The sequence below is a fragment of the Acidovorax sp. genome (genome assembly GCF_046339755.1).
Classification (GTDB): domain Bacteria; phylum Pseudomonadota; class Gammaproteobacteria; order Burkholderiales; family Burkholderiaceae_C; genus Acidovorax.
On record NZ_JBKDTZ010000136.1, the window covers coordinates 1 to 14,473 of the forward strand.

The 14,473-nt window shown below is 68.6% G+C and carries 13 protein-coding genes and 1 pseudogene; 5 read left to right on the forward strand and 9 right to left on the reverse strand.

Annotation, left to right across the window (positions count from 1 at the left end; translation table 11 throughout):
- The 4 genes and pseudogenes from ACK59X_RS11105 to ACK59X_RS11120 all read right to left on the reverse strand — a co-directional run.
- Positions 1-633, reverse strand: a pseudogene (locus ACK59X_RS11105) (hypothetical protein); the annotation flags it as partial.
- A gap of 164 nt (positions 634-797) precedes the next feature.
- Entirely contained in the window at positions 798-1,283 is a 486-nt protein-coding gene (locus ACK59X_RS11110) for a hypothetical protein (RefSeq protein WP_409957365.1), read from the reverse strand.
- A 24-nt stretch (positions 1,284-1,307) separates the two neighbouring features.
- Complete coding sequence (locus ACK59X_RS11115; protein WP_409957367.1) at positions 1,308-2,162, reverse strand: hypothetical protein; 855 nt, start codon at positions 2,160-2,162, stop codon at positions 1,308-1,310.
- A gap of 122 nt (positions 2,163-2,284) precedes the next feature.
- Complete coding sequence (locus tag ACK59X_RS11120) at positions 2,285-3,883, reverse strand: EAL domain-containing protein (RefSeq protein WP_409957369.1); 1,599 nt, start codon at positions 3,881-3,883, stop codon at positions 2,285-2,287.
- Positions 3,884-4,078: 195 nt separating this feature from the next.
- On the opposite strand from ACK59X_RS11120, the gene ACK59X_RS11125 reads away from it, so the two are divergent.
- Positions 4,079-5,782, forward strand: a complete 1,704-nt coding sequence (locus tag ACK59X_RS11125; protein WP_409957370.1) for a hypothetical protein — start codon at positions 4,079-4,081, stop codon at positions 5,780-5,782.
- Between the two features lie 290 nt (positions 5,783-6,072).
- On the opposite strand, the gene leuD is transcribed toward ACK59X_RS11125, so the two are convergent.
- Genes leuD through ACK59X_RS11145 form a run of 4 tightly spaced genes read right to left on the reverse strand, consistent with a single transcriptional unit; the run spans position 6,073 to position 10,085 of the window.
- Positions 6,073-6,723, reverse strand: a complete 651-nt coding sequence (gene leuD / locus ACK59X_RS11130; protein ID WP_409957372.1) for a 3-isopropylmalate dehydratase small subunit — start codon at positions 6,721-6,723, stop codon at positions 6,073-6,075.
- On the reverse strand, positions 6,720-8,135 hold the full coding sequence (gene leuC / locus ACK59X_RS11135; RefSeq protein ID WP_409957374.1) for a 3-isopropylmalate dehydratase large subunit: 1,416 nt from the start codon (positions 8,133-8,135) through the stop codon (positions 6,720-6,722). Before leuC ends, leuD begins: the two co-directional genes overlap by 4 nt.
- Positions 8,136-8,166: 31 nt before the next feature.
- Entirely contained in the window at positions 8,167-9,072 is a 906-nt protein-coding gene (locus ACK59X_RS11140) for an alpha/beta fold hydrolase (RefSeq protein ID WP_409957376.1), read from the reverse strand.
- A 17-nt stretch (positions 9,073-9,089) separates the two neighbouring features.
- Entirely contained in the window at positions 9,090-10,085 is a 996-nt protein-coding gene (locus ACK59X_RS11145) for a tripartite tricarboxylate transporter substrate binding protein (RefSeq protein WP_409957378.1), read from the reverse strand.
- Positions 10,086-10,198: 113 nt separating this feature from the next.
- On the opposite strand from ACK59X_RS11145, the gene ACK59X_RS11150 reads away from it, so the two are divergent.
- From ACK59X_RS11150 to ACK59X_RS11165, 4 genes are all read left to right on the forward strand, one after another.
- Entirely contained in the window at positions 10,199-11,098 is a 900-nt protein-coding gene (locus ACK59X_RS11150; protein ID WP_409957380.1) for a LysR family transcriptional regulator, read from the forward strand.
- Between the two features lie 22 nt (positions 11,099-11,120).
- Positions 11,121-11,561: a GNAT family N-acetyltransferase gene (locus tag ACK59X_RS11155; RefSeq protein WP_409957382.1), complete on the forward strand. Its 441-nt coding sequence runs from the start codon at positions 11,121-11,123 to the stop codon at positions 11,559-11,561.
- A 96-nt stretch (positions 11,562-11,657) separates the two neighbouring features.
- A complete protein-coding gene (locus tag ACK59X_RS11160; protein ID WP_409957384.1) occupies positions 11,658-13,388 on the forward strand; it encodes a hypothetical protein in 1,731 nt (576 codons plus the stop codon).
- Positions 13,389-13,461: 73 nt separating this feature from the next.
- Entirely contained in the window at positions 13,462-13,854 is a 393-nt protein-coding gene (locus ACK59X_RS11165) for a hypothetical protein (protein ID WP_409957385.1), read from the forward strand.
- Between the two features lie 40 nt (positions 13,855-13,894).
- Here ACK59X_RS11165 and ACK59X_RS11170 read toward each other — a convergent pair whose 3' ends face one another.
- Positions 13,895-14,392 (reverse strand): GNAT family N-acetyltransferase, encoded by a 498-nt coding sequence (locus ACK59X_RS11170; protein WP_409957387.1) that lies wholly within the window; start codon positions 14,390-14,392, stop codon positions 13,895-13,897.
- Positions 14,393-14,473: the final 81 nt, after the last annotated feature.

Below are 14,473 nucleotides of genomic sequence, written 5' to 3' on the forward strand. Positions count from 1 at the left end.
GCGGCTGACCAGGCAGAACAGGCGCTCGCCGGCCAGCAGCCGCCGCTCCAGCGCGGATTCGAATTCGTAGTCCGACTGCACCTCACCCAGCCCGCACTGGCGGCCGATGGCGGCAAAGTACTCGGTGGGCGCCGTGCTCACGCTGTAAGGCGGCTGGATGTGCAGCACCGAGGCGGCGCCGTAGTGCTGGCGCGCGCGCTGCAGCAGCTCGGGCCGGAACGGCGGCTGCCCCCAGTGCGCGGGCGACAGCAGCATGGAAATGGGGTACGGCATGGCTTGGGCGAGCTGGGCGAACAACCGCGCCTGGAAGGCGGCAAAGGGCTGGTCGGCCTGCGCCGGTGCGGCAACGCCGGGCGCGGCCGCGGGCAGCAGCTCCACCTCGGCCTGCAGCGGGAACTCGGGCTCAAAGCCGGCCGCGCTGAGCAGGCGGTTGGCCTCGGCCTCGGTCAGGCGCAGGTAGCGCGTGCAGGCCACCAGTTTCTCGCGTGAGCGGGCATTGGGCGCCGACATGCCGTTGCGCCAGTTGTTCACGGCTTCGCGGCTCAGGCCGATCTCGGTGGCCACCCCCGAGGCGCTGGCGCGGATGCGGCGCATGTAGAGGGACAGAAGCTCCGGGAACGAATCGTGGGCCATGGATGGAAGGCGGCAAGCCGGTAGGAAAGTGGACGCAGGACAGCAAAAAGAGGCCGTGGCCTCCAGGAGGCATTGTCTCCTGCGCCGGCCCCCTCGGCGGCCAAAAAGCGGGGGCATCGAGCGGCCGCCGCACCCCGCAATGGTCAGCGGGACAGCGGCGGCCGTCACGCCAACCTTTGCAGCATGGGCCATGCCTTGTGGCAGGCCAGGCCGCATGCGGCCAGCACCGGGCTGTACAGCAGGGCCACGCCCACGATGCTCATCAGCCAGCCAGGCTCGCCGTCCTCATCGGCCTCCCCCTGCTTTTTCTGCTTTTCCCCTTCCCCTTCTTCTCCCTCCCTCCCGGCCTTGGCTCCCTTGTTCTCGTCCTCGTCCGGTTCGGCGTCGCCCGTGACTTCCTGCACCAGCACCCAGGCCACGGCCAGCAGCGCCAGTGCCAGCCCGGCCAGGTAGGCGTACTGCAGCCCGGTGCGTTCCAGCGGATAGAAATACCCGGCCAGCAAGGCGCCCGGCAGCACGAAGAACAGGCGCATCAGCCAGCGGTACCAGCCGGAGGCCTCGCCCGGTTCGAGCGCGCCCAGCACCAGCCGGTAGGCCAGCGCGCCCAGCACGAAGATCACCCCGCCCCACCATTCGATCTGTGTCAGCATGTCGTCGTTTCCTGTCGTCTGCTATCAGCGGGTTGCATGGGCCGGCTCGCCACCCGCGGGGCCGTTGTCATCGCCTTCGTCTTCATCGTCGCCATCGCCCTTGATTTCGCGGTGCGTGCGCGCCGCGTAGTACAGCGGCAGCGCCACGGCCAGCACCAGGCCCAGGCCCAGCCACAGCCACAGGCCCTTGAACAGCAGCACGGTGACCACGGTGAAGACCGCCGCGTGCAGCAGGCCCTTGAGCGCCGAACCCAGCAGCACCACGCCGATGACGCCGTCCATGGTGTTCTTGACGCCGTTCTTGCCCATGGCCTTGGCGATCTCCACGAAGGCCTCGGCGGCCTCCTGGGCTTCCTTGCGCTTTTTGGCCTCGTCCTTGATCAGGCGGCCCACGGACTGGGGCTTGGGCGGGTCGTGGGCATCGGCCGCGGCGCGTTCGCCGGGCTCGTCGCCGTCGTCCGGGTCGTGCGCAGGCTCGACGATGGACTGCAGGTGTGGGTACAGCGCCAGGAAGTACTGGCGCGGCACCCACTGGCCCTTGTCGAAGTACATGCGCTGGGTTTCGCCCACCTGGTCGTAGAACACGTCGAGCACCGCGGCCTGCAGGCCGTGGCCGAACAGCGCGCCCAGGGGCGACAGCGGCAGCGGGTCGCTGGTGCCGGTATCGAAGTTGAGCTGCAGGTAGCCGGGCGCGGCCGTGACCTGCTGGTTGAACCACTCGGCATTCCACAGGTCCGCCAGGGCGGCGCCCAGCTTGCCGGCCCAGCGCTCGGCCTCGGCGGTGTTGCCTTCGGCGATGTACTGGTACACCAGCTGGGCGTACTTGAGCCGGATCGGGTCTTCGAAGAACAGGTGCAGGGTGTGGGCGTTCTGGGACATGGGGGGTGGGCCGGTGCGGGTTGCAATGGCCTTGATTCTTGCCCCGCCCCGCACCGTGCGGCCCCGCAGCCTTGTCCATCGGGCGCGGGGGCTGCTTGACGCCGCGTCAACCGCAGCCTGGGCTACCCTGCCGCGCCACCCGCGCCACCCGCGCCGGCCTGCTGGCTGCGCAGGGACTGCGCCAGTTGCTGCATGTCCATGGGCCGGGCGAACAGCCAGCCCTGTGCGGACTCCACCCCGTGCGCGCGCAGGTAGTCGGCCTGCTCCTGGGTTTCCACGCCCTCGGCGATCATGCGCAGCTGCAGCGATTTGGCCATCTCGATGATGTGCCCGATGACGTTGCGCGTCACGGCCTGCGTGCCGATGGTGCTGACAAAGCACTTGTCGATCTTCAGACAGTCGAGCTCGAACTCGGTCAGGTAGGACAGGCTGGAGTAGCCTGTGCCGAAGTCGTCGATGGACACCACATGCCCCTGCGCGCGCAGGGCGGCCACCGTTTTGCGGGCCTGGCCCAGGTCGAGGAACACGCGCTCCGTGGCCTCGATGTGCAGGCTGGCCGGGGGCACCCGCATCTGCGCGCAGGCGCTGCGCAGATGGTCGGGCAGCGCCGGGTTGCCGAAGTCCTGGGCCGAGAGGTTGATGGCGATGTGGAAGTTCGGCCGCTCGCGCAGCAACTCGGCCGCGTCCTGCACCAGCAACTGCACCACGCGCGCCGTTACGCGCTCTATCAGTTGGCTGCGCTCGGCCTCGGGGATGAAGACGTCGGGGCTGACCAGGGTACCGCTGGCGCTGCGCCAGCGCAGCAATGCCTCGGCGCCCACCCAGCGGTCGCTGGCCAGGTCCACGATGGGCTGGTAGACCAGGAACAGCTCGTCGTTCTTGAGCGCGTCGCGCAACGCCGTGGACAGCGTGCGCTGCAACCGCACCAACTGCGCCACCACCAGCGCCAGCAACAGCCCGGCGCCAATGCCCACGGGCAGCAGCACCAGCAGGGCCCGGCTGGAGTCGTGTTCGATCTCGGTGCGCGGAATGGCCACGTAGGCGGCCAGGTCGTAGCGTTCGGAGCGCTTCCAGCCGATGATGCGCTCCCCGTCAAAGATGCTGGTCTCGGGGGCATCGCCCAGCCTGTCCAGCCAGACGGGATCAAAGACCCCGTGGTGGGCCACGGCAGTGCGGCTTTTCACGCCGATGACACCGTAGGACAGCCGGTCCTCGGCGGGTGCCACGTCGAGCGCGGAATCCTTGTGCACCAGGACGGAGTAGCCCGTCCTGGGATTGGTGGTCATCACCAGCTGGGAGCCGGTGAGCAACGGGTGCTCGAAGCGTGTGCGCACGTCGTAGCCCAGGGCGCTGCGGTAGCTCGGCGCCCCCACAGGGTAGCCGCTGTGCCCGAAGGAGGAGCAGCGCAACTGCCCTCCCGCGACGTAACCGATGTCGATCAGCAGGTTGTACTGCACCACCAGCTTGCGCATGCGGTCGAGGTTGGCGTCGTCGCAGGGGTCGATACCCTGGACCGCGTTCAGCTCCCGGAACACCGCCGCCATCTGGTCGGTGACCTTGTGCGAGCGGTACAGGATCTCGCTGGCCAGGCGGCTCGCGCGGTCGCGCTGCTGCTCGAAGCTGCGGCGCTCGGCCAGCAGCACGGCTGCGATGATGGGCAGCAGCACCGCCAGCAGGCCGACGCCGTACAGCACTGCCAGCCGTGTCTGGATACGCCGCAATGCAACTCCCTAGTGTTCTTGTGATCGGGCCCGCCGCCGCGGCCCCACCCGCACGGCCCAGCGGATACTACTATGGCATGCCGGGATGGCACGGGCAATGCAGTGCAGCGCAACCCGGCGCGGTCCCACAGTGTGGGGCAGGCGCAGATGCTATTGTGGCGGCTTCGGCCCCTGCGCCCTGAAAGGCCCCGCTTCTTGACCTCCCTTGCCGCGGCGATCGCCCGCTTTGTGCTGCGCCACCTGCTGTCCTTCGCGCTGATCTGCGCGGTGCTGCTGCTGGGCCGCTGGGGCTGGGCCGAGTGGCAGGCGCACCAGGCGTCCCGGGCCGAGCTGGCGCAGCTGGCCGCGGCCGACCAGCGCATCGCGCACGAGGTGGATGCACTGGCCGCCGCCAGCCGCGGCCGCGTGGCCGGCCTTGCGGCTGCGTCGCTCGATGCCCTGGGCGCGCGCATCGAGGCGCTGGACCAGGAGACGCGGCGCCTGCAGATCGAGCGCCAGCGGGCCAGCGCCCTCGGCCCCGTGCTGCGCGGCCAGCCCATCCTGGACCACCAGCTGGCAGGCATGCGGCTGGACGCCCAGATCCATCTGCTGCAGGCCGAGCGCAAGCACCTGCAGGCGCTGCGGCTGCGCCTGCTGGCCACCCAGTCAGGCCAGGCACGCCGGGCCGAGCTGGAGCGCCTGCGCCTGGTGCACGAGGGCCTGTACACCCAGTGGCAGGCGGCCCGGCGCGAGCGCGAGGCGCTGGAGCAAGGCCAACCCCTGGCCTGCCGGCTGGGCCTGGGCACGGCCGAATACCGGCAGTGCACCGAGTTGCGCGCGCTGCAGGCCCGGCTGCTGGAGGACAACCGGCGCGCCCAGGCCGACTACCAGCGTCAGCTGGGACTGGTGCAGCAGGCCGCGCCGCCGCTGCCGCCATTGGCGGCGTTTTCACCGGATCTGGTGGAGGTGCAGGCCGTGCTGGCACCGCTGCGCGCGCGGCAGGCCGAGCTGCAGGCGCTGCGCGAGGGCAACTGGTTCGCCCGGCTGTCGGGGCCGGTGCTGGAGGTCATGCCCACGGCCCTGCTGATCCTGCTGGGCGCCATGCTCACGCCGCTTGCCATCAAGCTGCTGTTCTACTTCGTGCTGGCGCCGCTGGCCGCGCGGCGCCCGCCGGTGCAACTGCTGCCGGGCACCCTGGGCGAAGTGGCGCTGGAGTCGGGCCATGCCGCGGTATCGCGCGAGGTGGTGGTGGATGCCGGGCACGAGCTGCTGGTGCAGCCGGACTTTCTGCAGAGCGCTGCCACCGCGGGGCGCACCGACACCTGCTGGCTGCTGAACCCGCGCTACCCGCTGACCAGCCTGGCATCGGGCATGGTGGCGCTCACCCGCATCCGCAGCGATGGTGCCCCTGCGACCTACGTGATATCGGCCACGCAGGACGCGCACAGCGAAGTCGGCGTGCTGGTGCTGCCGGCCGGCGCGGCCCTGGTGATGCAGCCGCACAACCTGGTGGGCGTGCTGCAGCCGCGCGGCGTGCCGGTGCGCATCAGCTCGCACTGGCGCCTGGGCAGCCTGCATGCCTGGCTCACACTGCAGCTGCGCTACCTGGCCTTCCACGGGCCGGCGCGGCTCGTCGTGCAGGGCTGCCGGGGCGTGCGCGTGGAGCCGGCCGATGCCGGCCGCGCCATCAGCCAGGCGGCAACCATTGGCTTCAATGCCAACCTGGGCTATTCCACACGCCGGTGCGAGACCTTCATCGCCTACCTGCGCGGCAAGCAGGCCTTGCTCAACGACTCCTTCGCGGGCGGGCCTGGCTTCTATGTCTATGAGGAACTGCCCCACCCGCGCAAGCACCCGGGTGGCCCGGGGCGGTGGCTGGAGGGGTTTGGGGATTCGGTGCTCAAGGTGTTTGGGATCTAATTGAGACACCCCCTGAGTCGCTTCGCGCCTTCACCCCTCTCTCGACTCGCTGCGCGAGTCGGTAGGGGGACGGCCCCAGCGCGGCGGGGCGGCCCTTGCGCGGTGGCACTGGTTTGGGCCGCGCCAGTTTCATACGCCGCGGGTGGCGCGCAGCGCCATGTATATGACAGAAGCAGCTCCCGAATACAGGCGCCCTTTCCCGCCGCACGTCCGGGCAACGGCAGCGCCCACGCCTGCGATGACATTGCCAGTTCTACCTGCTTGGCAGAGGCTCCACATTCGCAGACCGGCTAAGCCACGAGCCGCTCGCGTGTCAACCGAGCTACGTCCCGCACCCACGGCTGCGCTGCCCAGTGCAGCTCAGCAAAGGCGTCGATCTGCTCGCGGTAGGTCAGCGAGGCGCCGATCACGTCCAGCCCGTCGAGGAACATGCGCCGGTGCCGCTCGGAGATGGTGAACGGTGCGCTGTGCCCCGCCGTGCGCACCTGGCGCTGCTCCACGTCGATCTCGATGGCCAGCGGGCCACTGGTGGAACGAGCTTCCTGCATGAAGGCCCGGGCGTCGGCCTCGCTGACCATGGCCAGCAGCAGGCGGTTGTTCATGGCATTGGAGTAGAAGATCTCGCCGAAGCTCGATGCCACCACGGCCCTGAAGCCGTACTGCTGCATGCCCCAAACAGCATGCTCGCGGCTGGAGCCGCAGCCGTAGTTGCTGCCGGCCAGCAGCACGTTGGTGCCGGCAAAGGCCGGCTGGTTGAGCATGAAATCCGGCCGCGGCTGGCCCGCACCGTCGAAGCGCAGGTCGTACAGCAGGCCGGGTGCCAGGCCCGATTTGTCGATGCCGCGCAGGAACTGCTTGGGCATGATCTGGTCGGTGTCGAGGTTGGCGATATCGAGCAGTGCCGCCTGGCCGCGCACGATGGCATGGGTTGTGGTGGTCATGCGGGCTCCAGCGTCCTGACATCGGTGATGCGGCCGGTGACGGCGGCGGCTGCGGCCATGGCCGGGCTCATCAGGTGGGTGATGGCGCCACGGCCCTGGCGGCCCTCGAAATTGCGGTTGGTGGTGGAGGCGCAGCGCTGGCCGGGGGCCAGCACGTCGTCGTTCATGGCCAGGCACATCGAGCAGCCGGGCTGGCGCCATTCGAAGCCCGCGGCCACCAGGCGCGCGGCGATGCCCTCGGCCTCGGCCTGGGCCTTCACGGCGCCCGAGCCGGGCACCACCATGGCGCCCACGCCGCTGGCCACGTGGCGGCTGCCGACAATGCGATCCACCTCGCGCAGGTCTTCGATGCGGGCGTTGGTGCATGAGCCGATGAACACATGCTGCACCGGCACACCCGCCAGCGGCTGGCCCGCCGCCAGCGCGGTGTAGCGCAGGGCCTGCTCGGCGCTGCTGCGCTGCACGGCGTCGGCGATGTCCTCGGGCCGGGGCACGGTGGCGTCGATGGCCATGGCCTGGTCAGGGCTGGTGCCCCAGGTGACGAAGGGGGCCACCTCGCTGGCGTCGAACCCATGCTCCACATCGAACACGGCGCCCGCGTCGCTGTGCAGCGTGGCCCAGTGGGCCAGGGCCTGCGTACGGACCTCGCCGGTGATGTCGGGCGCCTTGGCCAGCACATAGTCGATGGCCGTGGCATCGGGCGCGATCAGCACGCCGCGCGCGCCCGCTTCCACGGCCATGTTGCACAGCGTGAAGCGCGCCTCCACCGACAGGGCCTCGATGGCGCTGCCGCAGAACTCCACCACAAAGCCGCGCGCGCCTTGGGCGCCGATGCGGCTGATGACCAGGAGGATCAGGTCCTTGGCCGTGGTGCCCGTGGGCAGCGTGCCGTCCACGCGGATGCGCATGTCCTTGGCCAGGCGGTAGACCAGGGTCTGGGTGGCCAGCACATGCTCCACCTCGGACGTGCCGATGCCGAAGCCCAGGGCCCCCAGCGCCCCGTAGGTGGTGGTGTGGCGGTCGCCGCAGATGATGACCATGCCCGGGCGCACCATGCCATGCTCGGGCGCGATCACGTGCTCGATGCCCTGCAACGGGTCGTTGGTGTCGAACAGCGGGATCTGGTGGCGCTCGCAGTTGGCCTTGAGGTTGCTGGCCTGCAGGGCCGAAGGCGGGTCCTGGATGGTGCGCCAGCGCACCGGGTGCGTGGGGATGATATGGCTCACCACCGCCACGTTTTGCCCCGGCACGGGCACGCCGCGCCCGGCCTCGTGCAGGCCGGCGAAGGCCTGGGGGCTGGTGTATTCGTTCATCAGGTGCAGGTCGCAGAACAGCAGCACGTTCTGTTCGTCCAGAACGGCTACGGTGTGCGATGCCACCAGCTTCTGGTAGAGCGTCGTGGGGGTGGTCATGGTGATCGTGGGGTTGTATCCGTTGTTCTGTTCATCGGCCGGCCAGCAGGAAGGGCAGCGCCGCATCGAGCAGCGCCTCGGGCGCCTCCTCGGCGATGTAGTGGCCGCAGGGCAGCGCATGGCCGCGCACGTCGGTGGCCACGCGCTGCCATTCGGCCAGGGGCTTGAAACACTGGTGCACCACGCCCTGCTCGCCCCACAGGGCCAGGAGCGGCATGGGCAATTGGCGGCCTGCCTCGCGGTCGGCACGGTCGTGCACCAGGTCGATGCCGGCGGCGGCGCGGTAGTCCTCGCAGATGCCGTGGGCCGTGCCGGGCAAGGCCAGGCAGCGCACGTACTCGGCCAGGGCGCGCGGGTCGAACGGGGCCAGGCCCGCGCTGCGCCGGCCCATCACGTCGCGCACGTAGGCGGCGGGGTCGGCTTCGATCAGGCGCTCGGGCAGCGGCGCAGGCTGGATCAGAAAGAACCAGTGCCAGTAGGCACGCGCAAAGGCGTTGCTGGTCTGCTCGTACATGGCCAGGGTGGGCGCGATGTCCAGCAGCACCATGCGCTGCACGGCCGCCGGGTGGTCGGCCGCCAGGCGGTGCGCCACGCGCGCGCCGCGGTCGTGGGCCAGCACGGTGAAGCGTGGGTGGCCCAGGTGCTGCATCACGGCCAGCATGTCGGCGGCCATGGTGCGCTTGCTGTAGAGCGCATGCTCGGCATCGCCCGCAGGTTTCGCGGAATCGCCATAGCCCCGCAGGTCCGCCAGCACCAGCGTGAAATGCCGGGCCAGCACGGGCGCTACCTTGTGCCAGATGGCCGAGGTCTGCGGGTGGCCGTGCAGCAGCAGCAAAGGCGGGCCATCGCCTCCCACCAGCGCATGGATGTGCTGGCCGTCGGGCGTGGGCACGCGGCAGGGGGTGAAGCCGGGAAAGAGCGGGGTCGTCGTGGTCATGGTGTCGTTGGCGTGTTCTATTCGGCCGTGATGCCTCGCTCCTTGATGAGCCTGGCCCACTGCGGTATCTCCTTCTCAAGCCGTGCACGGGCCTGCTCGGGGGTCGATGGGAGGGGATCGAAGCCGTCCTTGGCCATGCGCTCCTTGAGCGCGGGGGTGTTGAGTGCCTGGTTCAGCGCGGTGTTGAGCTTGTCGATGACCGGCTTGGGCGTGCCAGCCGGCGCGAACACGATGAACCAGGTTTCGAAAGCGTAGCCGGGCAGGCCCGCCTCGGCAATGGTGGGCACATCGGGCATCAGGGGCGAGCGCCTGGTGCCCGTGACGCCCAGCGCACGCAGCTTGCCGGCCTGCACATGCGGCTGCGCTGCCGACAGCACCGGAAAGCTCAGTGCCACCTGGCCCGACATGGTGTCGATCATGGCCGGGCCGCCGCCGCGGTAGGGGATATGCACGATGGGCGTGCCGGCCACGGCCTTGAACAGCTCGGCCGACATGTGGAAGGTGCTGCCAGCACCGGCCGAGCCGTAGGAGTACTGGCCCGGCTTGGCCTTGAGCAGCGCGATGAGTTCCTTGAGGTTCTTGGCCGGCAGCGTGTTGTTGACCACCAGTACGTGCTGGGAGCTGGCCACCATGCCGATGGGTGCCAGGTCCTTCAAGGTGTCGTAGGGCATCCTGGCCGTGAGCCCGGGGTTGATGGCCAGCGACACGGTCTGCAGGCCGATGGTGTAGCCATCGGGCGCGGCCTTGGCGACCATGTCCACGCCGATGTTGCCCCCTGCCCCGCCCTTGTTCTCGATGAACAGCGAGCCGCCCAGGGCCTTGCCCCATTCGTCGGTGATGAGGCGCGCCGCGATGTCGGCGCTGCCGCCCGGGGCATAGGGCACGACGAGCTTGATGGCCTTGTTGGGGTAGGCGGCCTGGGCCGTGGCGAGGGATGGCGCCAGCAAGGCCAGTGTGGCGGTTGCCACGGCGGCGGTGGCCAGGCGGCGGCGGGGAAGGGAAAGCGTCGTCATGGGTCTGTCTCCAGCGGTATTTGTTGTGGATGGGATCTTATGGGTGATGTTCAAAGCCATAAATACCGTCAAAATTACTTCATTCATAATTTCAACGCACGAATAACTCTTCCATGGACGGCTTCTCCGATCTGCGCTTTTTTGCCCTGCTCATGAAGGAAGGCAGCCTGGCCGCGGCCGCACAGCAGATGGGCATCACCCCGCCTGCGGTCAGCCGGCGCCTGGCCCAGCTGGAGCACCGGCTGGGCGTGCGACTGCTGCACCGCACCACGCGGCGCATCCACCTCACGCCCGAGGGTGAGACCTACCTGCTGGACGGCGCGCGCATCCTCGGCGACCTGGAAGCGCTGGAGCGCACCGTGGCCGGCGCGCGCAGCTCGCCGCGCGGCCTGATCAAGCTGGCGGCCACGCTGGGCTTTGGCCGGGTGCACATCGCCCCCGCCCTCTCGGCCTTTGCGCGCGCCTACCCCGAGGTGGAGGTGCAGCTGCACCTGACCGACCGCCCCGTGAACCTGGTGGAGCAGGGCTTCGACGCCGCCGTGCGCTTTGGCGACCTGCCCGACTCGCGCCTCACGGCCCGGCGGCTGATGGCCAACCAGCGCGTGCTGTGCGCATCGCCCGCCTACCTGGCCCAGGCGGGTGAGCCTGCACAGCCCGCCGACTTGCTGGCCCACCAGTGCATCGTGATCCGCGAGAGCGATGAGACCTATGGCACCTGGCACCTGCACCAGGGCGAGCGGCAGGAGACGGTGAAGGTGCGCGGCATGCTCAGCACCAACGACGGTGCCGCCGCCACCACCTGGGCGCTGGACGGGCATGGGGTGCTGATGCGCTCGCACTGGGATGTGGCGGCCTACCTGGAGTCAGGCCGCCTTCGCCCCGTGCTGCCGGGCTGGGCTCTGCCTGCAGCGGACGTGACCCTGGTCTATCCGACCAAGAGCGACCTGTCGGCCAAGACGCGGGCGCTGGCGGATTTTCTGGGGGAGTGGTTTGCCGGGCGGCGGGTGGGGTGACCTGCGGATGCAGAATGCATGCATGGAGATACGCCCCATCGCACGGTCCGAGCTTGCGCATTTGCTGGCGCTGTATGCGCATCTGCATGCTGACGACGAATCGCCGCCCGATGGTGGCGCGTTGGACGCTATATGGAACGAACTGCTGGCCAGCCACCGCTACCGGTACCTGGGCGCCTATGTGGATGGCCAGTTGGTTTCCAGCTGCGCCATCACCATCGTGCCCAACCTCACGCGCGGCGGCCGGCCCTATGGGCTGATCGAGAACGTGGTGACCCATGCCGAACATCGCGGACACGGGTACGCCAAAGCCGTGCTGCACGATGCCTTGTCCTTTGCCTGGGCCCAGGGCTGCTACAAGGTGATGCTGATGACAGGCCGCAAGGACGAGGCCACGCTGCGGTTCTATGAGTCTGCGGGTTTTGACCGGCAGGGCAAGCAGGCATTCATTGCCAGGCCGTGACGCCCGCGGCTGGATCGTGCGATTGCACACGGCCCTTCATTTCTGTTCAGTACTGCCGATATCAGCCGGAACCGCATCAATAAGCCACAACCAGAAATGAGTGCAGTCAGCCTTTCCACCCCGGCAGCTGCCGTGGGCACCCTGAACGCTGTGATCAAGGCGCCTCCCGCGTCCGCCACCGCCTTGGCGCAAGCAGCTGCGTCCTCTGCCGAAACGGTCCCGGCAACCAGCTTTTCGGCCTCGGCGCCCGTGGCCATTCCTCCGGCCGCGTCCGGCGACAAGCGCTTCCTGTACATCACCCAGATGCCTTCGGGCCTGGATTCGGCCGACCTGACCTACGAGGCGCTGGCCCAGGCCCAGTTGCAGCCGCGCTCGGGCCGGATGCAGGTGTGGGAACAGCCGCCCGGCGCCAAGACCGCCGTGGACCAGGTGCTGGGCCGCAATGCGGGGGCCACCAGCGAGCAGGCGCGCCTTGCCGGGCTGGGCTCGGCCCTGCTGGAGCAGGTGGCCAGCACGGGCACGGGCTACAAGCAGACGGTGGTGAACATCGGCGCGGCCTACTCGCCCGACCGCATCCAGGGCAAGGCGACCGAGGCGCTCTGGGACATCAAGGCCCGCCCCAGCGCGAGCACCGAGCTGACGATCAAGACCCAGTCGGGCGCCACGGTGCGCATGTCCATCCACGACCAGAAGGCGCCCACCTCCACAGGCTCGGGTATCGCGGTGCAGATCGAGGTCGAGGGTGACCTGACGCCGCAGGAGAAGGAAGCCCTGCAGTCTCTGGCAAAAGGCTTCGACGAGGCCCTGGAGGGGCTGACGCGCGATCCACCGCTGCTCAACCTCGAAGGCCTGATGAAGGCCGACAGCAAGCTGCTGACCAAGGTGGAGCTCAAGGCCGAAGTCTATGGACTGAACGACAAGGGCGAGCGCGCCATGGTGCTGGGCACCCGCTACACGGCCAATGCCGACAGCCGCGAGATCGAGCTCAAGACCCTGAAGGGCACGGCGACCGTGAAGACCGACCTGCGCCAGAGCGCCATCTGGGGCAGCGCCGAGCAGAAGGCAAAGGCCGTGCAGCAGTACCTCAGCCGCGTGGACAAGGCGGCCGAGCGCGGCAACGGCAACCAGGAGCTGGTGGATTTGTTCAAGTCATCCTTTGCGGCCCTGCATGGCGGCTATGGCGCCACCGACAAGGCCGCCAGTGGCCTGGACCGGGTGCGGCCCGCCGACATCACCAGCGATGCCGACGCCTTCAGCGAAGAGGACCACAGCCTGCTCACGGGCCTGGCGGACTTCAACGCGTCCATCGTGACCAACCGCCGCGCCGTCAACCCACGCCGTACCAATGAGATCGACATCTTCGACTACCGTGTCGGCCAGTCGACCCAGATCTCGGGCGGCTCCGCCGCCAACCGCGCCATCACGCAGACACAGACCTCCGACCTGATCGCCGGCTACCACCGTTCGCTGCGCACCAAGCGCGAGCCCGACCTCAGCTCCGATTCGTCCACCCAGAACTACTACTACACCCAGGTCGAGGACCACAGCAGCACCCGCATGGAACTGGCCTACGAGAAGGACAAGCCCGTGCGCGCCCTGATCAGCCAGACCGCTTCGCAGTCGCTGCGCACCATCATGGTGGAGTTCAACAAGGTGGTGGACACGGTGGAGGAGCCCCTGCAGCAGCAGTCCAGGCAGACCGACCTGCTGCCGCTGCTCCAGCAGATGCTGCGGCGCGAGGAGGCCAAGGAGCTGTCGTCCGAGGAGAAGCAGCGGACGCTGCGGGAGTGGAATGGGATGGTGCTTGGGGAGTTGGGATCCGTGTAGCGACTGGCTGCGGAAACTCACGCATCGCGTACGGTGGTGTACGCTGCGGATGTTTGCCACAGGATTGCACGCCATGAACTCTGAAAAAGCGCGCGAGCTTCAATGGGAGTGGTATCGCCAATTGGCCTCGCTGGATCGCAAAGTGCTTGCGGCGCAGGCCACCGAAACCAACCTTGCAGCCATACAGGCGTTTGTGGCAGCCCAGTTGCCCGACCACCCTCTGCCCCCTGGGCTCGCTGGCATGGAGTTCGCGGATGCGGTTCTGCGCTTGCGGCAAAACGATCGCGCATGGAACCGCTCGCTCATGGAGGCCTTGATACGCGCAGATGATCTGGTTAAAGAACAGAATCTGCCCCAGGCCGTTGCCACTCTACGGTCCTTTTCATCCATCTGCCCCTGGCGGCTGTATGCGGAAGTGGCACTGAACCAAGTGGACAGCTATGCCAACGGTGAGCCAGCACAGTGACTACTGCGACGTATACCTGGCTCGACAGACCTGAGCACATTCACCCTACCGCCAGCTCGTACCGCGCCAGCGACCAGTTCCCTTTGGAGACCTCGCTGTGCAGCGCGAACCCGAAGCCTTCGTACAGCGATCGCAGCCCCTGGCGGTCCGCAACGCAATCCAGGCGCAGCCAGGACCGCTGCAGGGCCTGTGTGCGCTCGCGCGCAAAGCGCAGCAAGGCGGTTGACACGCCCTGCCCCGCCCAGGCACGGCGCACTGCCAGCTTGTGCAGGTAGACGGAACTGCCCAGGGCGATCTCGGGCCAGTAGTGCGGGTCTTCCAGGTCCAGGCGCATGACGCCCGCCATGGCAGCGCCCTGGGCGGGATCGCTGCGCGCAATCCAGTAGCCTCCTGCGGCGATGTCGCGCCCGATGCGCTCGGCGCTGTAGTCGGCCGGGGACCACAACGGCCGGCCATCGCGCTGCAACCACTGTGCCGCCTCTTGCAGGGTGGAGACGACGACATCCAGGTCTTGGGCGGTGGCTTGATCAATGTGCATGAAGTGCAGGGGTGCAAAGGGCCGCCATCTTAGCCATGTGCCAGAGCCACCGCGCAACGACATCGCGGTATCACAAACTCC